The sequence below is a fragment of the Rhodospirillales bacterium genome (assembly GCA_016699855.1).
Lineage (GTDB): Bacteria > Pseudomonadota > Alphaproteobacteria > Reyranellales > Reyranellaceae.
In genome coordinates this window covers 96388-121352 of the sequence record CP064988.1, presented here as the reverse complement: position 1 = coordinate 121352, position 24965 = coordinate 96388, and the positions used below count along the sequence as shown (strand labels likewise).

Annotated in this window: 16 protein-coding genes and 2 pseudogenes; 9 read left to right on the top strand and 9 right to left on the bottom strand. The window is 71.4% G+C overall.

What is annotated here, in order from left to right; genetic code table 11:
- Positions 1 to 180 precede the first annotated feature (180 nt).
- Positions 181 to 561 (bottom strand): annotated as a pseudogene (locus IPK81_00545) (mandelate racemase/muconate lactonizing enzyme family protein).
- 200 nt (positions 562 to 761) lie between these two features.
- On the opposite strand from IPK81_00545, the pseudogene IPK81_00540 reads away from it, so the two are divergent.
- Positions 762 to 9459: pseudogene (locus IPK81_00540) on the top strand (glycosyl transferase).
- Positions 9460 to 9497: 38 nt separating this feature from the next.
- Here the strand turns inward: IPK81_00540 and IPK81_00535 are convergent.
- Together IPK81_00535 and IPK81_00530 are read right to left on the bottom strand one after the other, a co-directional pair.
- Complete coding sequence (locus tag IPK81_00535) at positions 9498 to 10478, bottom strand: tripartite tricarboxylate transporter substrate binding protein (protein ID QQS12825.1); 981 nt, start codon at positions 10476 to 10478, stop codon at positions 9498 to 9500.
- 179 nt (positions 10479 to 10657) lie between these two features.
- Entirely contained in the window at positions 10658 to 11875 is a 1218-nt protein-coding gene (locus IPK81_00530; protein ID QQS12824.1) for an ABC transporter substrate-binding protein, read from the bottom strand.
- A 229-nt stretch (positions 11876 to 12104) separates the two neighbouring features.
- Here IPK81_00530 and IPK81_00525 point away from each other — a divergent pair, with 229 nt between their 5' ends.
- The 4 genes from IPK81_00525 (at position 12105) to IPK81_00510 (ending at position 14513) form a co-directional block, all read left to right on the top strand.
- A complete protein-coding gene (locus tag IPK81_00525) occupies positions 12105 to 12644 on the top strand; it encodes an LLM class flavin-dependent oxidoreductase (protein QQS12823.1) in 540 nt (179 codons plus the stop codon).
- Positions 12645 to 12671: 27 nt separating this feature from the next.
- Positions 12672 to 13106 (top strand): hypothetical protein, encoded by a 435-nt coding sequence (locus tag IPK81_00520; protein QQS12822.1) that lies wholly within the window; start codon positions 12672 to 12674, stop codon positions 13104 to 13106.
- 113 nt (positions 13107 to 13219) lie between these two features.
- A complete protein-coding gene (locus IPK81_00515; GenBank protein QQS12821.1) occupies positions 13220 to 13711 on the top strand; it encodes a hypothetical protein in 492 nt (163 codons plus the stop codon).
- Positions 13712 to 13784: 73 nt separating this feature from the next.
- Positions 13785 to 14513, top strand: a complete 729-nt coding sequence (locus IPK81_00510) for a transporter substrate-binding domain-containing protein (GenBank protein ID QQS12820.1) — start codon at positions 13785 to 13787, stop codon at positions 14511 to 14513.
- A 10-nt stretch (positions 14514 to 14523) separates the two neighbouring features.
- Here IPK81_00510 and IPK81_00505 read toward each other — a convergent pair whose 3' ends face one another.
- Positions 14524 to 15993 carry an amidohydrolase family protein gene (locus IPK81_00505; protein QQS12819.1) on the bottom strand — a complete coding sequence of 490 codons (1470 nt, stop codon included), beginning with the start codon at positions 15991 to 15993 and terminating at the stop codon, positions 14524 to 14526.
- A 124-nt stretch (positions 15994 to 16117) separates the two neighbouring features.
- On the opposite strand from IPK81_00505, the gene IPK81_00500 reads away from it, so the two are divergent.
- From IPK81_00500 to IPK81_00490, 3 genes are all read left to right on the top strand, one after another.
- Positions 16118 to 17074, top strand: coding sequence for a dihydrodipicolinate synthase family protein (locus IPK81_00500; GenBank protein ID QQS12818.1), 957 nt, complete (start codon positions 16118 to 16120; stop codon positions 17072 to 17074).
- A 44-nt stretch (positions 17075 to 17118) separates the two neighbouring features.
- Positions 17119 to 18585 (top strand): dihydropyrimidinase, encoded by a 1467-nt coding sequence (gene hydA / locus IPK81_00495; GenBank protein QQS12817.1) that lies wholly within the window; start codon positions 17119 to 17121, stop codon positions 18583 to 18585.
- Positions 18586 to 18807: 222 nt separating this feature from the next.
- A complete protein-coding gene (locus IPK81_00490; protein ID QQS12816.1) occupies positions 18808 to 19260 on the top strand; it encodes a hypothetical protein in 453 nt (150 codons plus the stop codon).
- A gap of 106 nt (positions 19261 to 19366) precedes the next feature.
- On the opposite strand, the gene yghU is transcribed toward IPK81_00490, so the two are convergent.
- On the bottom strand, positions 19367 to 20245 hold the full coding sequence (gene yghU / locus IPK81_00485; protein ID QQS12815.1) for a glutathione-dependent disulfide-bond oxidoreductase: 879 nt from the start codon (positions 20243 to 20245) through the stop codon (positions 19367 to 19369).
- Positions 20246 to 20391: 146 nt separating this feature from the next.
- Between yghU and IPK81_00480 the strand changes: the two genes are divergently transcribed.
- Positions 20392 to 21348 carry an N-carbamoyl-D-amino-acid hydrolase gene (locus IPK81_00480; GenBank protein QQS12814.1) on the top strand — a complete coding sequence of 319 codons (957 nt, stop codon included), beginning with the start codon at positions 20392 to 20394 and terminating at the stop codon, positions 21346 to 21348.
- A gap of 11 nt (positions 21349 to 21359) precedes the next feature.
- On the opposite strand, the gene IPK81_00475 is transcribed toward IPK81_00480, so the two are convergent.
- From IPK81_00475 to IPK81_00460, 4 genes are all read right to left on the bottom strand, one after another.
- Entirely contained in the window at positions 21360 to 22046 is a 687-nt protein-coding gene (locus IPK81_00475) for a helix-turn-helix domain-containing protein (protein ID QQS12813.1), read from the bottom strand.
- A gap of 120 nt (positions 22047 to 22166) precedes the next feature.
- Positions 22167 to 22571 carry a response regulator gene (locus tag IPK81_00470; protein ID QQS14906.1) on the bottom strand — a complete coding sequence of 135 codons (405 nt, stop codon included), beginning with the start codon at positions 22569 to 22571 and terminating at the stop codon, positions 22167 to 22169.
- 84 nt (positions 22572 to 22655) lie between these two features.
- A complete protein-coding gene (locus IPK81_00465) occupies positions 22656 to 23276 on the bottom strand; it encodes a response regulator (protein QQS12812.1) in 621 nt (206 codons plus the stop codon).
- Entirely contained in the window at positions 23273 to 24763 is a 1491-nt protein-coding gene (locus tag IPK81_00460; protein ID QQS14905.1) for a PAS domain S-box protein, read from the bottom strand. Before IPK81_00460 ends, IPK81_00465 begins: the two co-directional genes overlap by 4 nt.
- Positions 24764 to 24965 lie beyond the last annotated feature (202 nt).

Sequence of the window (24965 nt, the reverse complement as noted above, 5' to 3'; positions counted from 1 at the left end):
GTCAGGGCGCCGCGCGCTCTGATTTTCCCCGCATGCTCGCCAACCGGCGGGGGGCAAGTCAACCGGGATTCCCCGGAGGTCTCTCGAACTGGCGCGAATACTGGAAGGGGAGGGGCCGCTCGGGCGGGCGACGCCCCGGTCATGCGCGGGACGTGCGCACGATGGCGCCACGCGCCTTTCGATGCCGGGCAGCCGTTCGAGGCCGAGCCCGGGCTTCATGTTGACCGTCACCTCGCCCTGCACGATCGGTGGGATGTCGGTGACCAGCTCCGTGTACCAGCCGGTGTAGAAGGCGCGCACGCTCTCCTGGATCAGCGCATTGCGCGCATGCAGCGAGAAATGGCACGACGCGGCGTAGACCACGGGGCCGGTGCGCTCGTGCGGCGCCACCGGCACGTGCCACGCCTCGGCCAACGCCGCGATCTCCCGCGCTTCGGAGAGGCCGCCGCGCCACGACAGGTCGAGCATGGCGACGCCCGCGACGCCGGTCTCGAGGTATTCGCGGAAGGAGTGGGTGTAGGCCAGCGTCTCGGAGGCACAGATCCAGGCCTTGGAGTGGGGTGGTGGCGTGCCCCGCAGCCATTCCACAGACCGACCGGATCCAAAGGCGCCCAGACGGGCGCCTTTCTTCGATCCGGGACGCGCGAATGCCCGCGCGCGCGACGCGACCCTCCGGGTTTCTTTTCAGCGACACCTGTGAACCGGCCGTTTGGCTGCCCACATGCAGGCTTCGGCGCCAGCGGATGCCGACTCGATCCGGAATGGACAACGTGAACGTCGGCGCGCGCGTCGGCGCCGCTTCCGTTCGCGCATGCCGGGGCCGTGACGTCGCCGCCCGGGCGGCGGCCGGCGCGGGCGTTCGCGCGCGTCCGCGCGCAACCACGAGGCGGCTAGATCGTTACCTCATCCTGGATGGGCTTGAGCTTGAGAGTTATTTGAACTTCACGATCCTCCGCGCCGGGGCGCGCGTCCGGTCCGCGCCGCCATGGGACGACGACACGCCCATCCGGCAGGAGCTTTTCAGCGTCGAGCGGCTCGAGCAGCACGCCGAAAGCCTGGCCGCCAGCCAGCCGGTGACGGCGAAGGCGCGCCGGGTCGCGCCGCTGGCCGCCCGCCTGGGCGACAACGAACGGGCCTTGCTGGCGGCGTACCGCTCGATCGCGAATGTCGTGGGCGACGGGCGCTCCGTGTCGCCGGCCGCCGAGTGGCTGCTCGACAACTACCACATCGTCGAGGAGCAGGTGCGCGAGGTGCGCGCCGACCTCCCGGCCGGCTACTACCGCCAATTGCCGAAGCTGAGCGATGGTCCGTTCGCGGGCTATCCGCGGGTGTTCGGCCTGGCCTGGGCGTTCGTCGCGCACACCGACAGCCGCTTCGATTCCGACCTGCTTTGCCGCTTCGTGCGCGCCTACCAGAACGTCCAGCCGCTGACGATCGGCGAGCTGTGGGCGGTGGCGATCACGCTGCGCATCGTGCTGATCGAGAACCTCCGGCGCGCCGCCCAGCGCATCGTCGCCCGTCGTTCGGCGCGCGACGATGCCGACGCGGCCGTCGACCGGCTGCTCGGCGCGAACGGCCAGGCGGCGGATCCCGCGGCGCTGGCGGCCTACGAGCGCGGCGCGATGCCGGATGGATTCGCCGTCCAGCTCGTGCAGCGCCTGCGCGACCAGGACCCCAACCAGACGCCGGCGCTCGGCTGGCTTGAGGAGCGCCTCGCCGCGCAGGGGACGACCGCGGACGAGCTGGTGCGTGACGAGCTGCGGCGGCAGGGCGCCACCAACGTCACCGTCCGCAACATCATCACCAGCATGCGGCTGATCTCCGACGTGGACTGGGCCGATCTGTTCGAGAGGGTCAGCCTCGTCGACGCGGTGCTGCGCACGGATTGCCGGTTCGCGGAGATGGATTTCGCCACCCGCAACCTCTACCGCACGGCGATCGAGCGGATCGCGCGCCGTGCGCCGGTCTCGGAGCTGGAGACCGCGCGGGCGGCCGTCGAGGCCGCCGCGCGCGCGCGCGGGATGACGCTCGGCGAAGCGATCCCGGGTACCACCTGATCGGCGGCGGCCGCGCCGCCTTCGAGGCCACGGTCGGTTGCCGGGGGTACCCGTTGTCGCTGGGGCGGTTCTTCGCGACGGCCGGAATCGGGGGCTATGTCGGCAGCATCGCGCTGGTCTACGCGGCCGTGCTGCTGGCGTCGCTGTTCGCGCTCGCCGCCGCCGGCGTGCGCGGCACGACGCTCGGCGCCTTCACGATCATCGGGCTCCTGCCGGCCATCGACATGGCGATCACCATCGTCAACCGGTGGCTGACGACGACCGTCGGCGCGACGGTCCTGCCGGCTCTCGAGCTGCGTGGCGGCGTCCCTCCGGAGCTGCGCACGCTGGTCGCCGTCCCCGTGCTGCTGACGACTCGGGCGGCGCTCGACGAGCAGATCGACCGGCTCGAGGAGCACTATCTCGCCAACCCGGGCGGCGAAGTGCATTTCGCGCTTCTATCTGACTGGGCGGACGCCTCGACCGCGAGCGTCGAGGGGACCCGAGCTGCTCGACGCCGCCATGGCCGGCGTGGCGCGGCTCAACAAGCGCTACGAACCCATGCCGGCCAGCGACCGGTTCCTGCTGTTGCACCGCCGCCGTGTCTGGAACGCGAGCCAGGGCACGTGGATGGGTTGGGAGCGAAAGCGCGGCAAGCTGCACGAGCTGAACCGCCTGCTGCGCGGAGCGGTCGACACGACCTTCACCGGCGTGGCGACGGCGCCCGGCGGCGTGCGCTATGTCGTCACGCTCGATTCGGACACCAGGTTGCCGCGCGACACGGTCCGCAAGCTCGTCGGCAAGATGGCGCACCCGCTGAACCGGCCGCGTATCGACCCCGCCGAGGGCCGCGTCGTCGAAGGCTACGGCGTGCTGCAGCCGCGCGTCACCCCTTCGCTGCCGATCGGCCGCGAGGGCTCGGTGTTCCAGCGCGTGTTCTCCGGCAACAGCGGCATCGACCCCTACGCGTCGGCCGTGTCCGACGTGTACCAGGACCTGTTCGGCGAGGGGTCGTACTCGGGCAAGGGCATCTACGATGTCGACGCTTTCGAGGCCGCGCTCGACGGGCGCGTGCCCGAGAACGCCATGCTGAGCCACGACCTGTTCGAGGGCGTGTTCGCGCGGTCCGGTCTGGTGTCCGACATCGAGGTCGTCGAGGAATATCCGGCCCGCTACGTCGTCGCCGCCGCCCGGCAGCACCGCTGGGCGCGGGGCGACTGGCAGCTGCTGCCATGGATCCTCGGCCGCGGCGCCGGCGGAGCCGGGGGAGGCGCGCCGCGGGCGCCATGCCGGTGATCGGCTTCTGGAAGATGTTCGACAACCTGCGCCGCTCGCTGACCGCTCCGGCCGCCGTCGCGGCGCTGCTTGCGGGTTGGACGCTACCGGCGGCGGGCGCCGTCGTCTGGACGGGATTCGTCCTGTTGTCGGTCGCGATGCCGGCGTTGCTGCCCGTTCTATCGTCGCTCCTGCCGCGGCACGCCGGCGTCGGGTTGCGCGGCCACCTGAGCACGCTGCGCGACGATCTGCTCATGGCGGCGGCGCAGTCGGGACTGCTGGTCGCGTTCCTCGCCCATCAAGGCTGCCTCATGCTCGACGCCATCGGGCGGACCCTGTTCCGTCTGCTCGTCAGCCGCCGCAACCTGCTGGACTGGGTCACCGCGACGCAGGCCGGTTTGGCGGCCCGCGCCGATCCTGTCGGGGCCGTCCGCAACATGGCCGGCGGCGTCGCCGTCGGACTGGCCGCCGCCATCCTCGTCGTCGCCGCGGACGACGGGGCGTGGTTGGTCGCCGCGCCGTTCATCGCGGCTTGGATCGCGGCCCCGGCGATCGCGCACTGGGCCAGCCTCTCGCCGCTCGACGCGGCGGACCTCACGGTGTCGCCCGTCGACGCGGACGCGTTACGGCTCGTCGCCCGCCGCACCTGGCGCTTCTTCGAAAGCCACGTGACGTCGGCCGACAACATGCTGCCGCCGGACAATTTCCAGGAGGATCCGCGGCCGGTGGTCGCCCACCGCACCTCGCCTACCAATATCGGCCTCTACCTGCTCTCCATCGTCAGCGCCCGCGATTTCGGCTGGATCGGCGGTGCCGAGGCCGTCGAGCGGATCGAGGCCACGCTGGCGACCATGCGGAGGCTGGAACGCTTCAGGGGCCATTTCTACAACTGGTACGACACGACCGACCTGCGGCCGCTCGATCCACGCTACGTCTCCTCGGTCGATAGCGGCAATCTCGCCGGCCATCTGATCGCCCTCGCGCAGGCGTGCCGGAGCTGGATCGCCGGCGTGCCGGCCGATGCCGGCATCCTCGCCGGGATCCACGACGCCCTCAGCCTCGCGCGCGGCGAGTTGGAGCGCCTCGCGGACGACCGGCGCACCCATGCCGTGACGCGCGACGAGATCGCGGCCGAGATCGGCGCGTTGTGCGCGTCGTCGGACCGGAGGGCGCGGGCCGGGGGCGGTGCCGACCGCCTCGCGGCGCTCCTGCCGCGGCTGCGCCTGGCGGCCGATCTAGCGCGCACGTTCGCGGGCGAACGCGGCGATGACGGCGGCGCGCATCTCCTGTTCTGGGTCGACGCCGCGCGTCGCTGCGCCGAGAGCCACCGGCGCGACGCCGGCGCGGTCGATCCGTCGTTGTCGGGCCGGCTGGAGGCCATCGAGACGACGGCGCGCGGGATGGCGGACGCCATGGAGTTCGCGTTCCTGCTCAACGCCGACCGGCGTCTGCTGTCGATCGGCTACGGCGTCGCCGAGGAGAGGCTCGACCCGAGTTGCTACGATCTGCTGGCGTCCGAGGCGCGGCTCGCCAGCTTCATGGCGATCGCCAAAGGCGACGTGCCGACGCGGCACTGGTTCCGTCTCGGCCGCGCCGTCACGCCCTTGGGCGGCGGCGCGGCGCTGATCTCGTGGTCGGGATCGATGTTCGAGTACCTGATGCCGTCGCTGGTGGTCCGCGCGCCGCTCGGCAGCCTCGTCGAACGCACCAACCTGCTGGTCGTGCGGCGCCAGATAGCCTACGCCACCGGCCTCGGACTGCCGTGGGGCATCTCGGAATCGGCCTACAACGCCCGCGACCGCGAACTGACCTACCAGTACTCGAATTTCGGCGTGCCCGGACTCGGCTTCAAACGCGGGCTGAGCGAGAACGCGGTGGTGGCGCCGTACGCCACCGGCCTGGCCGCCATGGTCGACCCGGCCGCGGCCAGCGCGAACTTCGCGCGGCTCGCCGCCGCGGGCGCCTTGGGGCGTACGGCTTCTACGAGGCGCTGGACTACACGCCGACCCGCCTGCCCGAGGGCAGGGACGTCTCCATCGTGCGGGCCTACATGGCGCACCACCAGGGCATGACCATCGTCGCGATCGGCAACGCGTTGTTCGACGGGGTCATGCGCACGCGCTTCCACTCCGAACCCATCGTGCGCGCCACCGAACTGCTGCTGCAGGAAAGGACGCCGCGCGAGGTCGCGCTGGCGCATCCCCGCGCGGAGGAGGTGGGCACCGTGGCGTCGGTCGACGACCTCGAGCCGGCCGTTCTGCGGCGGTTCCGCGGGCCGCACGGACCGCGGCCGAGCGCGCATCTGCTCTCCAACGGGCGCTACTCGGTGATGCTGACGACCGCCGGATCCGGCTACAGCAAGTGGCGCGATATCGGCGTGACGCGCTGGCGCGAGGACTCGACGCGCGACGACTGGGGCAGCTACGTCTATCTGCGCGACGCCGAGTCCGGCGGCGTGTGGTCGGCGACCTACCAGCCCACCGCCGTGGAGCCCGACAGCTGCGACATCGTCTTCGCCGAGGACCGCGCGGAGTTCATCCGCCGCGACGGCACGCTGACCACGCATCTCGACATCGTCGTCTCGCCCGAGGACGACGCCGAGGTTCGCCGCGTGTGCATCTCGAACTCCGGCACGCGGGCGCGCACGATCGAACTGACATCGTACGCCGAGATCGCGCTCGCCGCGCCGCTCGCCGACGCCGCCCATCAGGCGTTCTCCAAGATGTTCGTGCAGACCGAGTATCTCGCGGACTCCGGCGCCATCCTGGCGACGCGCCGGCGCCGGGCGCCGGACGAGCCCGAGATCTGGGCCGCGCATCTCGCCGTGGTGGAGGGCGAGACGGTCGGCGAGGTCGAGATCGAGACCGACCGCGCCCGCTTCCTGGGGCGCGGCCGCGGCGCGCGGGCGCCGGTGTCGGTGATGGACGGCCGCAGCCTGTCGAACACCGTTGGCGCGGTGCTCGATCCGGTCTTCGCGCTGCGCCGCCGCGTGAGGATTCCCGCCGGCGGCACGGCGCGGGTGGCGTTCTGGACGATGGCGGCGGCGTCGCGCGCGGACGTGCTGGCCGCGATCGACCGCCACCACGACGTCAACGCCTATGAGCGCGCCGTGACGTTGGCGTGGACCCACGCCCAGGTCCAGCTGCGCCATCTCGACATCGAATCGGGCCACGCCGCCACGTACCAGCGCCTCGCCGGGCACGTGCTCTACGCCGGCGTGGCCATGCGTCCCTCGTCGGACGCGATCCGGCGCGGCGCCGGCGGGCCGCCGGCGCTGTGGGCGCAGGGCATCTCGGGCGATCTGCCGATCGTGCTCGCGCGCATCGACGAGATCGAGGACATCGGCATCGTCCGCGAACTTCTGCGGGCGCACGAGTATTGGCGCCTGAAGGGTCTCGAGGTCGACCTCGTCATCCTCAACGAGCGGGGCGCGTCCTACGTGCAGGATCTGCAGATCGCGCTCGAGGCGTTGGTGCGCACCAACCGGTCCCGCACGCATCTCGGCGCTGGTACGCCCGGAGCGGTGTTCGTGCTGCGCGCCGACCTGATCTCGGCCGAGACCCGGGCGCTGCTGCCGGCGGTGGCGCGCGCCGTGCTGGTCGGCCGCCGCGGCACCCTGGGGGACCAGCTCGAGCGGATACAGGCGGTGGCGCCGGCTCAGCCGGCGCCGCGACGCAAGCCGCTGGTCGAGCGCGCCGCGCCCGCCGGCGCGGAGGCATCCGTGGCGGCGCTGGCGTCCTTGCAGTTCTTCAACGGGCTGGGCGGCTTCTCGCCGAACGGGCGCGAGTACGTCACCGTGCTCGGACCGGGCAGGTCGACGCCGGCGCCGTGGATAAACGTCGTCGCCAATCCCGCTTTCGGATTCCAGGTCGCGACCGAGGGCAGCGGCTACACATGGTCGCTCAACAGCCGGGACAACCAGCTCACACCGTGGTCGAACGATCCCGTGAGCGACCGCCCCGGCGAATGCCTCTACATCCGCGACGAGGAGAGCGGCGAACTGTGGGGGCCGACGGCGGCGCCGATCCGCCGGCCCGCCGCGAACTACATCGCGCGCCATGGCCGCGGATACTCGAAGTTCGAGCACTTCTCGAACGGCATCGCGCTCGAATTGACGCAGTTCGTGCCGCTCGAGGATCCGGTCAAGATCTCGCGCCTCACCATCCGCAACCTCGACCGCCGCTCGCGCAAACTGTCGGTCACCGCCTTCGCCGAATGGACCCTCGGTCTCTCGCGCGGCGCGTCGGCGCCCCACATCGTGACCGAGCTGGACGAGGCGACGGGCGCGATCCTCGCGCGCAATCCTTGGAACCCGCAGCACGGCGCGCGCGTGGCGTTCGCGGATCTCGGAGGCCGCCAGACCGGCTGGACCGCCGACCGGTGCGAGTTCCTGGGCCGCAACGGCAGCGCCGACAATCCGGCCGCGCTGGCGGGCGGCGCCCCGCTGTCGCGTCGGGCCGGCGCCGGTGTCGATCCTTGCGCGGCGCTCCAGGCGGTCATCGAGCTGGCGCCTGGTGGCGTCACCGAGATCGTCTTCCTGCTTGGCGAGGCGGCCGACGCGGGCGAGGCGCGCGCGCTGGTGCGACGCTACCGCGCCGCCGACCTGGCGGCGGTCTACCTTTCGGTGATCGAGCGCTGGGACGAGATCCTGGGCGTCACGCAGGTGACGACGCCAGACCCCTCGATGGACATCATGCTGAACGGCTGGCTGCTCTACCAGACGCTGGCCTGCCGCTACTGGGCGCGGTCGGCGTTCTACCAGGCGAGCGGCGCCTACGGCTTCCGCGACCAGCTGCAGGACACGATGTCGCTGGCGCTGGCGCGCCCGGGCCTCATGCGCGAGCACATATTGCGCGCCGCCGCGCGTCAGTTCATCGAGGGCGACGTCCAGCATTGGTGGTTTCCGCCGGCCGGGCAGGGCGTGCGTACGCGCATCTCCGACGACCGCGTGTGGCTGGCCCACGCCACCGCGCACTACATCGCGGTGACCGGCGACAGGTCGATCCTCGACGAACGCGTGCCGTTCGTCGAGGGGCCGGCGCTGCGGCCGGGAGACCATGACTCGTATTTCACGCCCGCCATCGCCGACGAGTCGGCGTCGCTGTTCGAGCACTGCGCGCGCGGCCTGGACCTGGCGCTGCCGGTCGGCCCGCACGGCCTGCCATTGATCGGCACCGGCGACTGGAACGACGGCATGAACCGGGTCGGCGACCATGGCAGGGGCGAGAGCGTCTGGCTGGGCTGGTTCCTGCACACGACGTTGGCGGCTTTCGCGCCGGTGGCGAAGGCCCGCGGCGAGACGGGGCGCGCCGACGCGTGGACGGCGCACATGGTGGCGCTCGCCACGGCGCTCGACGCCGCGGGATGGGATGGCGGGTGGTACCGGCGCGGCTACTACGACGACGGCACGCCGCTGGGGTCGTCGACGAGCGAGGAATGCCGGATCGATTCCATCGCGCAGTCCTGGGCCGCGATCTCCGGCGCCGCCGATCCGGAGCGCGCGGCGCGGGCGATGGGGGCGCTCGACGAGCATCTGACGCGGCGCGAGGAGCGGTTGTCGTTGCTGTTCACGCCGCCGTTCGACCGCACCGCGCTCGACCCGGGCTACATCAAGGGGTATCCGCCCGGCATCCGCGAGAACGGCGGCCAGTACACGCACGCCGCGGCCTGGGCGATCATGGGTTTCGCCGCGCTGGGCGACGGCGACAAGGCCGCCGAGCTGTTCGCGCTGGTCAACCCGATCAACCACGCCGCCACGCGCGCCGGCGCCAACCGCTACAAGGTCGAGCCCTACGTCGCCGCCGCCGACGTCTATTCGGTGGCGCCGCATGCCGGCCGCGGCGGCTGGACCTGGTACACGGGCTCGGCCGGCTGGCTCCATCGCGCCGGACTTGAGTCGATCCTCGGCGTGCGCGTCCACGGCGACATCCTCCGGATCGACCCGGTGATTCCGCGCGGCTGGCCGGGCTTCGGGGTGGTCCTGAAGCGCCACGGCGGCACCTACGAGATCACCGTGGAGAATCCCGCCGGCGTGAGCCGCGGCGTGGCGCGGATCGAGGTCGACGGCGTGGCGCTCGACGATCCGGGCGCCGGCGTTCCGCTCGGCCGGGGCGGCGGCACCCACAAGGTCCGCGTCGTCCTCGGGTAGCGCCGACCGCGCCAGCGCGCGCGGTCGATCGCGCGGCGTCACTCCTCCATGCGGATGCCGGAGGCCTGCACCTCCGGCAGCCAGCGCGCCTTGTCGGCCTCCATGCGCGCGCGCAACGCCGCCGGCGTGCCGCCGCCGACCGTGAACCCGGCCTGCGCGATCCGCTCGCGCACCGCCGGCAGCGCCAGCGCGTGGTTGATGGCCTCGTTCCACTGCGCCAGCAACGGCGCCGGCGTCCGCGGCGGCGCGAAGAACGAGAACCATGGCTCGCTCTCGAGATCGGCATGGCCGAGCTCGATGAAGGTCGGCACGTCCGGCGCCGAGACGTCCCGGCGCGCGGTCGAGACCGCCAGCACCTTCATCTTGCCGGCCTTGTGGTGGGCGGCGAAATCAGACGTGACGCCGATCGCGAGCGGCATCTGGCCGGCGATCAGCGCGTTGTTGAGGTCGGCGCCGCCGCGGAACGGCACGTACTCGAGATTGACGCCGAGCTTGCGCTTCATCATCGCGCCGAACAGATGCGAGATGCTGCCCAGCCCGGAGCCTCCGAACAGGACCTTCGATGGATTCGCCTTGGCCCAGGCGAGGAATCCGGGCCACGAGTCGAACTCGGCCTTGGCGCTGACGGCGAAACCGAGGGAATAGCTGACGCCGTGCGCGATCGACTCGAAGTCGGTGGTGAAATCGAACTTGGCGCGGTTGTTGACCATGGGCATCAGCACGGCGTTGGTCATCGCCATCATGCCGATCGTCGCGCCGTCGGGTCTGGCGTTGCGCAGGGCGTCGATCGCGATCAGGCCCGTGGCGCCGGGCTGGTTGATCACCACGATCTGGCGGCCAAGCCGCGCGCTGGCATGCTCCGCCACCAGCCGGGCGATGAAATCGCCGGCGCCGCCGGGTGGATAGCCCCACAGGATCCGCACCGTGCCTTCGGGCAGGGCCTGCGCCGCGGCGTCGTGCGCGGCGAAGGCGACGGTGAGCGACAGAGCGGGGGTGGCGAGCAACAGGCGGCGGCGCATGGACTTCTCCGTGCCGGCGGCAGGCCGCCGACGTTCTGATGGGGCGTGGGACGGGGCGCCGGCGTCGGAGCGGTTGCCGGCGGCGGAAGGCGCGCTGGCGGCGTCCTCCTGTGGCGCATCCGGCCTGGCGCGCGGAATGGCGCCAAGCCGGATGTCTGGCGCGCGGACGCGCCCTCAGGTCAGTTCTTCTTGGCGACCAGCGGGCAGTCGCCCAGCTCCATCGGCCGGAACGCCTCCTCGCCCGGGATCGTGGCGATCAGCTTGTAGTAGTCGTACGGGCCCTTGGACTCCGACGGCGCTTTCACCTCGAACAGGTACATGCTGTGCATCTTGCGGCCGTCGGGGCGGATGTAGCTGGGGCCGAACACGGGATCGTCCCACTTCAGCTCCTTGAGCTTCGCCATCACGGCGTCGCTGCCGTCGGTGCCCGCGGCCTTCACCGCGTTGAGGTACTGCAGCGTCGCCGAGTAGAAGCCCGCCTGGACGGAGGTCGGCATCTTGCCGTTGTTCTTGGCCGCGAAGCGCTTGCTGAAGGCGCGGGTCTTGTCGTTGAGGTCCCAGTAGAACGCCTCCGTCAGGCTGAGGCCCTGGGCGCGGTCGAGGCCGAGCGAGTGGACGTCGGACAGGAACACCAGGAGCCCGGCGAGCTTATGGCCGCGCTTCACCAGGCCGAACTCCGCCGCCTGCTTGATGGCGTTGATGGTGTCGCCGCCGGCGTTGGCGAGGCCGATGATCTGCGCCTTGGACGCCTGGGCCTGCAGAACGAACGACGAGAAATCGGCGGTGTTGATGGGATGCTTGACGTTCCCGAGCACGGTGCCGCCGGACCTCGTCACCACGGCGGTGACGTCGCGCTCCAGCGCGTAGCCGAAGGCGTAGTCGGCGGTGAGGAAGAACCAGCTCTTGCCGCCGGCCTTGACGACGGCGGCGCCGGTGCCGTTGGCGAGCGCGGCGGTGTCGTAGGTCCAGTGCACGGTGTAGGCGTTGCAGAGCTTGCCGGTGAGGTCCGACGAGGCGGGGTCGGTGGCGAGGTAGACCTTCCGCTTGTCGGCGGCGACGCGGGAGGTCGCGATCGACGACGACGACGCGCCGGCGCCGAGGATGACGTCGACCTTCTCGTTGTCGTACCAGCGGCCGGCGATCGTGGCGGCGACGTCCGCCTTGTTCTGGATGTCGGCCGAGACCATCTCGATCTTCTGGCCGAGAACCACGCCGCCGAAATCGTCGATCGCCATCTGCACGGCGAGGACCGCGCCGGGTCCGTTGATGTCGGCGTACAGGCTCGACATGTCGGTGGCCACGCCGATCTTGACGACGTTGTCGGTGAGCTGCGCGGCGGCGCTTCCCGCCCACGCGGCGGCGCCGAAGAGCATGGATCCAAGCAGAAGACGCTTCATCGTTTCACTCCCGTCGGTTTCTCGTTTTGGTCGATGTCGAACCGCTGACGGTGCGCATTGACGCCGGTTTTCAAGCCCGCTTCAAGCGCCGACGGCCGGTCCTGCACCGCCATCCGCGGATGGCGCGTCTGCGCTCGGCGCGGGGCGTCCGCCGCGGGCGCCCGCCTTGCCGCGGCGGGGGCGGGACCGGCACATTGTCGGGAGGCGGCGGACCGCCGGAGGACGCGCGATGAAACTGGGTCTCTACATGGCGACGCAGTGGCGCGAGGGCGCCGATCTCGGCCCCGAACTTGCCAACCTGATCGCGCAGACGCGGGCGGCCAAGGCCAGCGGGCTCGCCTCGCTCATGGTGGGGCAGCATTTCGTGTCGCGGCCGCTGCAGATGTTCCAGGCGATGCCGCTGCTGGCGCGTCTCGCCGCCGAGGCCGACGGCATGATGCTCGGTCCGGGATTGTTGCTCCTGCCGCTCCTGAACCCCGTCGTGGTGGCGGAGGAGACCGCGACCCTGGACTGGCTGACCGGCGGTAACGCCGTCATCGGACTGGGGCTGGGCTACCGCAAGGAGGAATTCGACGCCATCGGCGTGCCGTTCAACGAGCGCGTGCCCCGGTTCGTCGAGGGGGTGGAGGTGATCCGCAGGATGTGGCGCGACGACGTCGTCGAGCACCGCGGCCGGTTCCACACCGTCAGCGGCGTCAGCGCCAGCCTGAAGCCGAAGCGGCCGGGCGGACCGCCGATCTGGATGGCGGGCGACGTCGAGATTCCGTGAAGCGCCGCGCGGCTGGCCGACGCGTGGATGCCGTCCCCGCTGGTCAGCCAGTCGTCGATCGCCCGGCTCGGCGCGCTGTTCCGCGAGACCCGCGCCGCCGCCGGCCTGCCGCCGGCCACCGAGTTCCCGGTCATCCGCGAATGCCATGTCGGCGCCGGCGCGGGGCGGGCGTTCGACGAGGTGCGCGGGCCCCTGTCCTTCAAGTACGAGGCCTACGCCGGCTGGGGCGGCGCCAGCGGCTTCGTGCCGGCCGACAGGATCCGGCAGGATTTCGACCAGTTCGCCGCCGACCGCTTCATCATCGGGTCGGAGGAGGAGGTCGTCGAAAAGATCGCGCGCTACGAGGAGACCACCGGCACCGACCACATGCTGCTGCGCGTGCAGTGGCCCGGCCTCGACCAGGCCACGACGATGCGGACGATCGAGCGTCTGGGGCGCGTGGTCGGGAAGCTGCGCTCCTAGCCGCCCGCGCGACATCCGTCGTCCCGGCCGGCGGGAGGAATCGAGGGCCGGCGCCAACGAAAGAGGCGCGCGAAGCACTGTTCGAGGCCCCGGTTCCCGGCGAAGATCGCCTCATGGCCACGTCAGGCGCACCGCCTTCAGCACCGGTCCCGCGCGCGCGCGTCTGGGCGATCCGGCTCGCCTGCGCCATCGGGCTCGCGCTCGCCATCGGCTTCGCCTACGGCGCGTGGATGCGGGAGGCCGAGCGGCGCCACATGTCGGCCGTCGGCGTCGTCGCGGAGGCGGTGGTCACCGGCCACAAGGAGGTGCGCGGCAGCGGCCGGGGCGTCGGCGGCGCCCAGTACGTCCACTACTTCCCGGTGGTCAGGTTCAAGACCGCGGCCGGGGCGGCGGTCGAGGCGCCGCTCGCGCAGCGGCTCGACCTCGATCAGATCAAGGTCGGCCAGGTGACGCGCATCGTCTACGATCCGGCGGAGCCGACGCGGGCGCATTTCGCGGAGACCGTGGCGGCGGGCGTCGACGGCACCGCGATCTACCTCGCCGTCGCGGCCATCGTGATCGGGGTGGCATGCGCGGCCCTGCTGTTCCGGCGACGCGCGGCCTGACGGCCGCGATTGCCGCGCGGCCGCCATCGGCCCTACGATGCGGCGGCGCCCTCGTTCCCCGGATCGGTACACCATGACAACATCGGAAATCGTCTCCCAGCTCGCGCCGACCGGCGCGCTGCGCGCCGCCATCAACCTCGGCAACTTCCTGCTGGTCACCGGGCGCACCGCCTCGAACGATCCCGCCGGCGTGGCGCCCGATCTGGCGGCCGAGATCGCCGCCAAGCTGGGCGTGCCGGTGCGGTACGTGCCCTACAAGACGCCGGGCGAGCTGGCCGACGCCGCCGGCACCGGCGCATGGGATATCGGTTTGATCGGCGCCGAACCCGCCCGGGCGGAGAAGATCGCGTTCACCGCCGCCTATGTCGAGATCGAGGCGACGTATCTGGTGCCGGCCGGCTCGAAGCTGACGTCCATCGCCGATGTCGACCGCCCCGGCGTGCGCATCGCCGTCACGGCGCGCAGCGCCTACGACCTGTGGCTCGACCGCAACATCAAACACGCCACGCTGGTGCGCTCGACCAGCCTCGACGGCGCCTACGAGCAGTTCGTCGCCGAGAAGCTCGACGCGCTCGCCGGTCTCAAACCGCGCCTTCTGACCGACGTCGAGAAGCTGCCCGGCGCGCGCATCCTCGACGGCCAGTTCACCGCCGTGCAGCAGGCCGTCGGCACCGCCCGCGCCAACGCGGCGGGCGCGGCGTTCCTGCGCGAGTTCGTCGAAGGCGCCAAGGCGTCCGGCCTCGTCGCCGGCCTGATCGCCCGCCACAAGGTCGTCGGCCTGTCGGTCGCGCCGCCGGGCTGAGACGCGCGCCTCAGACCACCGGACGGCTCTGCGGCAGCCGGTCGCGGCGCGTGAAGACCGACGGCGCGAGCTGCTCGACGCCGCGGCCGGCCCAGTCGCGCCGCGCGGCCGTCGAGATCCGCCGCATCTGGCCCTCGCGTAGCCGCGCGCTCTCGGCGGCGACGTCGATCGTCAGCACGGCGCCGTCGCGCACGACCTGCGCGCCATCCACGTAGACGTCGCGGATCGGCCGCTCGCCGGCCGAGTAGACGAGGCTGCGCAGCGGCTCCTGCGCCGGCTGCATGTAGGGGTGCTCGAGGTCGACCAGCGAGAAATCCGCCTTGGCGCCGGCGACGATCCGGCCGAGGTCGGGCCGCCGCAGGATCGCGGCGCCGCCGACCGTGGCGGCCTCGAAGGCGTGCCGCGTGGTGCCGGCCTTGTAGTTGCCGCTGACGAGGCGCGCGGCGTAGCAGGCCAGCCGCATCTCGTCGATCATGTTGTGCGGGAAGGTGTCGGTGCCCAGCCCGACCGGGATGCCCGCGTCCATGTAGCGGCCGATGGTGTTGAGCGCGATGCCGCGGCGGGCGAACACCGTCGGGCAATGCGCCACCGCCGCCCCGGACGCGCGCAGCCGCGCGAAATCGTCGGCATGCGGCCAGTGGATCTGCGGATGGTCGTTGAGGAAGATGCCGTGGCCGATCACCAGATCGGGGCCGAGCACGCCGATCCGCTCCAGCCATTCGACCGGCGTCATGCCGTGGCGGCGCACCATCTCGTTGAACTCGACGACGGCCTGGGCGGCGTGGGTCTGCACCGGCAGGCCGCGGCGGCGCGCCTCCGCCAGGCTGTCCTTGAACAGGCCTTCGGTGCAGGTGTCGATCTGGGCCGGGCAGACCATGCCGGAGAGTCGGCCGGAGGGGTGCCTGGCGGCGGCGTCGATGGTCGCCAGCGCGTCGGCGAAGTTCCTTTCGCCGGTCTTCTCGTCCCAGGCGTAGTCGACGGCGTGGCCGTTCCTCGTGAACCAGTGGCCGGAGCGGTACATCGGCGCCAGCACGGCGCGGATGCCGGTCGACGCCATGTCGTCGATCCAGCCGGGGCGGTTGATCGACAGATCGGTGATCGTGGTCACGCCGCTCTTGAGCAGCTCGGAGATGGCGACGCGCGAGGAGGCGCCGGCGTCCTCGGCCTCCATGCCGAACACCGGCAGGTACTCGTAGAGCGAGCTCTGCCCCAGCTTGTCGCTGGCGAACTCCTCGGTGATGCCCTTGTTGCCGGGCTCGGAGAAGGGGTGGCTGTGGATGTTGACCAGGCCGGGCATCGCCATGAGGCCGCGGCCCGGAACGGTCGCGTCGGCGTCGCCGGCGTAGCCCGGCCCGACATGGACGATCTCGTTGCCGCGGAAGGCCAGATCGGCGCGCTCGAGGTAGACGTGGCGCCGGTCCGCCTCGTCCCAGGCGACGACCAGGTCGAGATCGCGGATCAGCGTGGTGCGGGCGGTCATGGCGTCCCTCGGTGCGGTGTTCGGCGCCGCGATCCTAGCGGGCGGCCGCCGGCCGGCGCCAGCGCGGCGCCTTCTCCGGCCGGCGCCGGGGTGGCATGATCGGCCGGCCAGCAAGGAGCGCCGCATGTCCACCACCCGCCTCGACGAGACCGCCAAGGGCGTTTTCATCATCGCCGCGACGCCGTTCACCGATTCGGGCGCCGTCGACCTCGCCAGCGTCGACTCGCTGACGGATTTCTACGTCCGCTGCGGCGTCCACGGCTTCACCCTGCTGGGCATGATGGGCGAGGCGCACAAGCTGGCGCCCGACGAGTCGCTGGCCGTCGTGAGGCGCGTCGTGGCGCGCGCCGGCGGCCGCAAGATCGTGGTCGGCGTCAGCCACGCCGGCATCGAGAACGTCCGCCGGCTGGCGCACGAGGTCATGTCGGCGGGCGCCGCCGGCGTGATGGTGGCGCCGACGCCGGGGTTGAAGGGCGACGACGGGCTCTATGGCTACTTCGCGCAGGTCTTCGCCGCGCTCGGCCCCGACGTGCCGGTGGTCTACCAGGACTATCCGCAGACCACGTCGGTGTTCCTGCCTGTGCCGCTGTTCGGCCGGCTGGTGAAGGATTTCCCGCAGCTCGTCATGCTCAAGCACGAGGACGCCGCCGCGCTCAACAAGATCACGCGCATACGCGCCGACGAGGCCGCCGGCCAGCGCCGCGTCTCGATCCTCGTCGGCAACGGCGGGCTGCACTATCCGCAGGAGCTGCGCCGCGGCGTCGACGGCGCCATGACGGGCTTCGCCTACCCCGAGATGCTGGTGCGGGTCCACGCCCTGCACGCCGCCGGCAAGGTGGAGGAGGCGGAGGACCTGTTCGACATCTACCTGCCGCTGGTGCGGCACGAGGTGCAGCCCGGCATCGGCCTGGCGCTGCGCAAGGAGGTGCTGCGCCGCCGCGGCGCCATCCGCTCCGCCGCCCAGCGCGCGCCGGCCGGTGCGCTGACCGCCGCCGACCGCGCCGAGCTCGACCAGTTGATCGCCCGTATGGAGCGCCGCCTCGCCGCCGCCGGCCACGCCCTGCCGCTGGCGGCGGAGTGACGCAGCCGTCCCGCGCCCACGACCTATCCCGGAGAGTGAGTCCCATGACCGCCTACGACCTCGTCATCCGCAACGCCCGCATCGTCACCGCCGACAGCCGGCTCGACGGCGACATCGCCGTCAAGGACGGGCTCATCGCCGCGCTGGGCAACGTCGACGGCGCCGGCGCGCGCGAGATCGACGCCGGCGGCAAGTTCGTGCTGCCCGGCGGCGTCGACAGCCACGTGCATGTCGAGCAGAAATCCGGCATGGGCATCATGTGCGCCGACGATTTCCACAGCGGCACGGTGTCGGCGGCTTTCGGCGGCACCACCACGATCATCCCGTTCGCCGCCCAGCACCGCGGCATGTCGCTGCGCAAGGCGGTCGAGGAGTACCACGCCGCCGCCACGCCGAAGGCGGTGATCGACTACGCCTTCCATCTGATCGTGACCGACCCGACGCCGCAGGCGTTGGGGCAGGAGCTGCCGGCGCTGATCAGGGACGGCTACACGTCGTTCAAGATCTACATGACCTACGACGCGATGAAGGTCAGCGACTACCAGATGCTCGACATCCTGGCGCTGGCCCGGCGGGACGGCGCCCTGGTCATGGTGCACGCCGAGAACCACGACATGATCCAGTGGCTGGCGCACCATCTGGTCGAGCAGGGCCACGGCGCGCCGAAATTCCACGCCATCGCCCACGCCCGCGTCGCCGAGGCCGAGGCCACCAACCGGGCGGTGTCGCTGGCGCGGCTGGTCGACGCGCCGATGCTGATCGTGCACATGTCGGAGATCGAGGCGATCGAGACCGTGCGCCAGGCGCGCGCCAAGGGTCTGAAGATCTTCGCCGAGACCTGCCCGCAGTACATCGCCCTGACGGCCGACGACATGGACAAGCCCGACGTGCAGGGCGCGATGTGGTGCTGCAGCCCGCCGCCGCGCGACGCCGCCGCGCAGGAGGCGGTGTGGGCGGCGCTGAAGGACGGCACGTTCGACGTGTTCTCCTCCGACCACGCGCCCTACCAGTTCAACGAGGGCGGCAAGATCCCGAAGGGGCTGAAGACCACGTTCAAGGAGATGGCCAACGGCGTGCCCGGCCTCGAGCTGCGCCTGCCGCTGCTGTTCAGCGAGGGCGTGCAGAAGGGCCGCATCGACCTGCACCAGTTCGTGGCGCTGTCGGCAACCAACGCCGCCAAGCTCTACGGCCTCTATCCGCGCAAGGGCACCATCGCCGTCGGCTCCGACGCCGACCTCGCGATCTGGGACGACAAGAAGGACGTCACGGTGCGCTGGACCGACCTGCACGACAACGTCGGCTACACGCCCTACGAGGGCCGGCGGTTGACCGGCTGGCCGGTCACCGTCATCAGCCGCGGCCGCGTGGTCGTCGACGACGGCAAGCTCGACGCCGCGCGGGGCAGCGGCCAGTTCCTGCGCTGCGAGTCTCCGGACTCCTCGCGCCCGCTCGGCCGCCCGGCGCCGGAGATGGCGAAGATGGCCGCCTTCGGCGCGCGGCCGTTGTTTTGAACCGGGACGGCGGTTTCGTGCGGCGTCGGAAGCGGGCACGATGATTGATGCCCGTCTCTGAGTTCGAGGAGCGAGGAAGGCGCGCTGATGAGGAGTCGGAGGCCGGCGTTACCAAGAGTCGCTGTCGGTGCGATCTACCTATGGGCGGGTGCCGCTGCGGCCCGCAGCGACTATCTGCTGTTCTTCGAATTTGAGAGCGCGGCCTTGACGCGGACATCCCACATGGTGCTCGACAACTTCATCGCGGCCTACCGTCGCGAACTCCTGCGCGGCTGTCCGGTGCACATGGTCGTTACCGCGCACATCGACACGGCGGAACGTCCAGCCACGGCTGTCGAGAGAGTGGAATCTGTCATCCTGGCGGCGATAGAGCGCGGGTGGCCGGCTGGTCGCTTCGTTTCGATGCCTCGTGACGCTAGGTTTCTGTTGGTGCAGACCGGGCCGAACGTCCGCGAGCCGCAGAATCGATACGTCTGGCTGACATCGTGGACGGCGCATATCGGCGGCGAGGTTCAATGCCGCGTAAATCCGCCGCGCTCGGGTCTTTCCGATCCGAACTTCTCGTCCCCGGCTTGGCCGTTCTCATGCGATCTCGTCCTGTCGAGCGGCGAGCGGTGCGCCGTCGGCTTGAACGTTAAACCCGGCAGCGTCGCCGACAGGGAACCGGAAATGTGATCGCGCCGCGCGGCCGGCATCGCGCGGCATGCGGTGGCGATGCCAGCTGCACCCGGCTGTGATGGTCGACGCGGCGCACTGCCGCGTGGCGGCGGCGACGCGGTCTCTAGTCCGCCGCCGGCGCGATCTTGTCCTGCGTCCTGGTGTCGAAATCGCCGGCGTCGTGGCGCTCGTGCAGCTGCGCCGAGGGCGCGCCGGCCAGCCGGTTGACGATGCGGCCGCGCTTGACCGCCGGACGCTCGCCGATCGCGTCGGCCCAGCGCTGGACGTTCTTGTACTCATGCACCGCCAGGAACTCGCCGCCGCCGTAGAGCAGGCCCTTGGCGAGGCCGCCGTACCACGGCCACACCGCCATGTCGGCGATGGTGTAGTCCTGTCCGGCGAGGTACGGGACCTCGGCCAGCCGGCGGTCGAGCACGTCGAGCTGCCGTTTGGTCTCCATCGCGTAGCGGTCGATGGCGTACTCGATCTTGGTGGGCGCGTAGGCGTAGAAATGCCCGAAGCCGCCGCCGAGATAGGGCGCGCTGCCCATCTGCCAGAACAGCCACGACAGGCACTCGGCGCGGCCGGCGGCGTCCTTCGGGATGAAGGCGCCGAACTTCTCGGCGAGGTGCAGCAGCATGGCGCCGCTCTCGAACACGCGGATCGGCGTCGGACCGCTGCGGTCCACCATCGCGGGGATCTTCGAGTTGGGGTTGACGGCGACGAAGCCGCTGCCGAACTGCTGGCCCTCGCCGATCTTGATCAGCCACGCGTCGTACTCGGCGCCGGAATGGCCCAGCGCCAGCAGCTCCTCCAGCAGGATCGTCACCTTCTGGCCGTTCGGCGTGCCCAGCGAGTAGAGCTGGAGCGGGTGGCGCCCGACCGGCAGCTCCTTGTCGTGCGTGGGCCCGGCGACCGGCCGGTTGATGTTGGCGAACCGGCCGCCGCCGCCCTTGTTCCAGGTCCAGACCTTGGGGGGGACGTATTCCTCGCTGCCGCTCATGGAGATCTCCGTGGTTTGCGCGGGCAACATGGGGGCGTGCGCGGCGGCGCGCAAGGTTCCCGGGAACGGCCCGGACGCACGCCGGCGTTGATGGCGGCGGGGGCGGGCGCTAAGCCATGATCGTCCGTCGATCGCGAGGAGCCCGCATGACCCGCCGTCTGAAAGTCGCCGCCGCCCAGCTCGGCCCGATCCACCGCGCCGACAGCAAGGCCTCGGCGGTCAAACGCCTGACGGCGATGCTGCGGCAGGCCGCCGATTCGGGCTGCAAATTCGTGGTGTTCCCCGAACTGGCGCTGACCACGTTCTTCCCGCGCTGGTGGATGACCGACCAGGCCGAGATCGACGCGTATTTCGAGGCCCAGATGCCCAGCCCCGAGACGCTGCCGCTGTTCGAGCTGGCGCGCGAGAGGCGGGTGGGGTTCTACCTCGGTTACGCCGAGCTGACGGAGGAGGGCGGCAAGGTCCGCCGTTTCAACACCTCGATCCTCGTGGCGCCCGACGGGCGGATCGTCGGCAAGTACCGCAAGGTGCATCTGCCGGGCCATGTCGACCACATCCCGGCGGCGCCGTTCCAGCATCTGGAGAAGCGCTATTTCGACGTCGGGAACCTCGGCTTCAACGTCTGGCGCATGTTCGACGAGGACGTCGTCATGGGCCAGTGCATCTGCAACGACCGGCGCTGGCCGGAGACGTTCCGGGTGATGGGGCTGCAGGGCGTCGAGATGGTGGCGCTGGGCTACAACACGCCGACCGACAACATCTACTTCGAGGAGCCGCCCTACCGCCGCGTGTTCCACCATCTGCTGTCGGTGCAGGCCAACGCCTACCAGAACGGCACCTGGATCGTGGCCACCGCCAAGGCCGGCAAGGAGGACGGGTTCGGCATGTACGGCGCCTCGGTGATCGTGGCGCCGACCGGCGAGATCGCGGCCCAGGCGATGAGCGAGGAGGACGAGGTCATCATGTACGACTGCGACCTCGCGATGGGCGAGTCGATCCGCCAGAACGTGTTCAACTTCGCCAAGCACCGCCGTCCGGAGCACTACAGGCTGATCACCGAGCGCGTCGGTGCCGAGCCGCCGCCGCCGACGCGGAAGGGGTAGCGGCGCCGCGGCTAGGTGTCGAGGCGGCGCAGGACGCGCTTGTCGCGCAGCACGACGGTGCGGCGGTCGCACGGCAGTTCGATGACGCCGTCGCGCTCGAACCGGGTCAGCGTGCGCGACACGGTCTCGACCGTCATGCCGAGATGGTCGGCGATGTCGACGCGCGACATCGGCAGGTCGACGTGGTCGTCGGTCGATGCGCGCGCGGTGATGCCCAGCAGGAAGCTGGCGACCTTCTCGCGGGCGCTCTTGCGGCCGAGCAGCAGCATGTGGTCACGTGCCCGCGCGAGGCTGCGCATGGCCGAGGCCAGGACCTCGGCGGCGAGCGCCGGGTCGCCGGACGCCGCGTCGCGCCGGACGGCGACGACGACGGCGTCCCCGACGGCCTCGGCCGAGAAGCGGTGCGTCGCGCCGGCCTCGAGCCCGAAGATGTCGCCGGCGAGGTGGAAGGCGTCGATCTGGCGCCGGCCGTCGTCGAGCAGCTTGCAGGTGCGGACGCCGCCGCTGAGCACCTTGTAGAAGCACGTCGCGTCGTCGCCCTCGGCGTAGATCTCCTGGTCCCGGGACAGGTGGCGGGGGGCGCCGGCGTCCCTGTCCGGGGCGCGCTCCGCCGGCCGCGCCGAGTCGCGCGCGCCGCGCGCGAGGAACGCCGCGGGGACGGCGGGGACCTGGACGTTGATCGCGGTGGCGGTCTGCATGGGACTCTCCGGTTCAAGAGGGGTCGAGCGGCCCGTGGGTACCGCGCCCTCCGCGCCGCCACCATTCCGGTCGAGTCCTAAGGGATTCCACGTAGGGCGCGCGGCGCCCCTGCGGCCGCGCTATTCGCCGGCGGCGAGCGAGGCGCGGATGAGCTCCACGAGCGAGCTGTCGGCCAGCGGCTTCTCGAGCACGTGCGCGACGCCGACGAGCGCGGCGCGATGACGCAAATCGGCGTCGACGTAACCGGCGATCAGGATCACCGGAAGCTCGATTCCGCGACGCCGCAGCGCCTCGACCAGCTCGAGCCCGGTCGTGACCGGCATCGCGAAATCCACCACCAGGCAGCCCCCGGGCGGCGGATCGCCCGCCTCCAGGAGGGCCGCCGCGCCGTCGTAGGCGCGCGCGTCGAGTCCCTCGAGCCGGAGGGCGAAGGTGAGGGCGTCGCGCACCGCCGCGTCGTCGTCGACGATGTGCACGAGCGCCCGGCGCGCGCGACCGGACGCCTGGTTGGTGACGGAGGGCATTGCCGGGCCAGCATACGGTGGCCCGGTCGGCGGAGACTTGATCTGCCGCAAGGCGCCGTCGCGGCGCGGGATTGTGGCGACCGGTCAGCCGTCCCCGGTCGCTCCGCCCATCAGCGCGAGCCGGACGAGGTCAGACAGGCTCGCGGCCCGCATCTTCGTCATCAGGTTGGCGCGGTGGATCTCGACCGTGCGCGGACTGATGCCGAGCTCGTGGGCGATGACCTTGTTCGGCTGGCCGGCCAGCAGCCCGTCGAGGACCTGGCGTTCGCGCTCGGACAGCGCCCCGAGCCGGGCGGCCGCCTCCGCGGCGGCGGCGTCGCGCTCCGCCTCGCGCGCGCGGCGGTCGAGCGCGGCGAGCACGGCGCCGATCAAAGCGTCGTCGTCGAACGGCTTCTCGATGAAGTCGACGGCGCCGGCCTTCATGGCCTGGACCGCGAGCGCGACGTCGCCGTGGCCCGTGATCACGATCACCGGCACCTTCTGCGGGCGCGCGTTGAGCTCGCGTTGCAGCTCGATGCCGTCCATCTCCGGCATCCGGATGTCGGTGATGACGCAGCCGGCGTTCGCGATGTCGGGAGCGCCGAGGAACGAGCGCGCCGACTCATGGACCCGGACGGCGATGCCGGCCGTGCTGAGCAGGAACGCCAGCGACTGGCGGACGGCCAGGTCGTCGTCGACCACGTGCACGATACGGTCGCCGGTCATGGCGCGGTCTCCGGGCCGGCGGCGCCGGGCAGCGTGAAGCGGAAGGTGGTGCCGCCGTCGCCGGCGGGATCGACCCAGATCTTGCCGCCATGCGACTCGACGATGGTGCGGCAGATCGAGAGTCCGACGCCCATGCCCGTCCGCTTGGTCGTGACGAACGGCTGGAAGAGCTGCGCGGCCACCTCCGGCGCGACGCCGGCGCCGGTGTCGCGCACGGCGACCTCGACCATGCCGTCGGCGAGCGCCGCGGTGGCCACGACCAGCTCGCGGCGGGGCGCGTCATGCATGGCGTCCATGCCGTTGCGGATCAGGTTCAGGAGCACCTGCTGGATCTGGATGCGGTCGGCGAGCACCGCCGCGGCGGCCGGGTCGAAATCGAACGAGACGCGCACGCCCTTCTCCTTGGCGCCGACCAGCGCGAGCGCGCTCGCCTCCTCGACCAGCTTGGGCAGGTTCTCGATCCGCCGTTCGCTCTCGCCGCGGGCCACGAACTCGCGGAGGCGGCGGATGATCTGGCCGGCGCGCAGCGCCTGGTCGGCCGCGTTGTTCACGGCGTCGCGCACCATGGCGCTGGTGCCGTCATGCGCGCTCGCGAGCAGGCGCCGGCAGCCCTTGAGGTAGTTGGCGATGGCCGTCAGCGGCTGGTTGAGCTCGTGCGCCAGCGTCGAGGCCATCCCGCCCAGCGCCGTGAAGCGCGAGACGTGGAACAGCTCGGACTGCAGCTCCTGCAGCCGGGCGTCGGTGTGCTGCCGCTCCGTCAGGTCGCGGATGAAACCCGTGAAGAAATGGCCGCCGTCGGACACGACCTCGCCGACCGACAGCTCCATCGGGAAGGTCGAGCCGTCCTTCCGCTGGCCGACGACGACGCGGCCGATGCCGATGATCCGGCGCTCCCCGGTCTCGCGGTAGCGCCGGAGGAACCCGTCGTGCTGCTCGCGGTACGGCGCCGGCATCAGCATCTTGACGTTCTGTCCCGCCACTTCCTCGACCGTGTACGCGAACAGCCGCTGGGCGGCCGTGCTGAACGATTCGATGCGCCCGCGCGCGTCGATGACGATCATGGCGTCGGGCACGGTCTCGAGGATCGACCGCAGGCGGGCCTCGCGCTCGCGTAGCGCCCGCTCCATGGCGCGACGCGCCGAGGTGTCCTCGATGTCGTGGATCACCCACGCGACGGCGCCTCCGGCGTCGCGGACGGGCGTGTTCACGACGTCGAACGACCGGGCTGCCGCGGCGTCGCCGCCGAGCCGCGCCGTCAGCGAGAGGCGGCCCTCGGCGCCGCTGGCGGCGGCCTCGCGCAGGGCGTCCACCAGGGTCGAGACCTGGTCTTCGTCGCCGCGCAGCACGCTTCGGAACGCCTCGCGCGCCGGCCGCCCGACGATCGCCGCGCGCGTGGCGCCGGCGGCCCGCAGATAGGCGTCGCTGGCGGCCAACGCGGTCAGATCCGGCGCGAGCACGAGGCAAGCGCGTGGCGACGCGGCGAGCATGGCGGCGTAGTCGGGAGCGGCGTGGCTATGGTCCGGCATCGCTGTCCATTCCCTCCGGTCTCCCGCTCGGGAACCGGCGTGACGCCCTCCCTGAAAACCCTACGCGCATGGTGGTCATAGAGATCGGCGCCCTGCGAACGCGGCGCGGTCGCGACGCTAGTTTGAGTCGCCGTCCGGAGCAAGCCGACGACGCCGGCCGGGC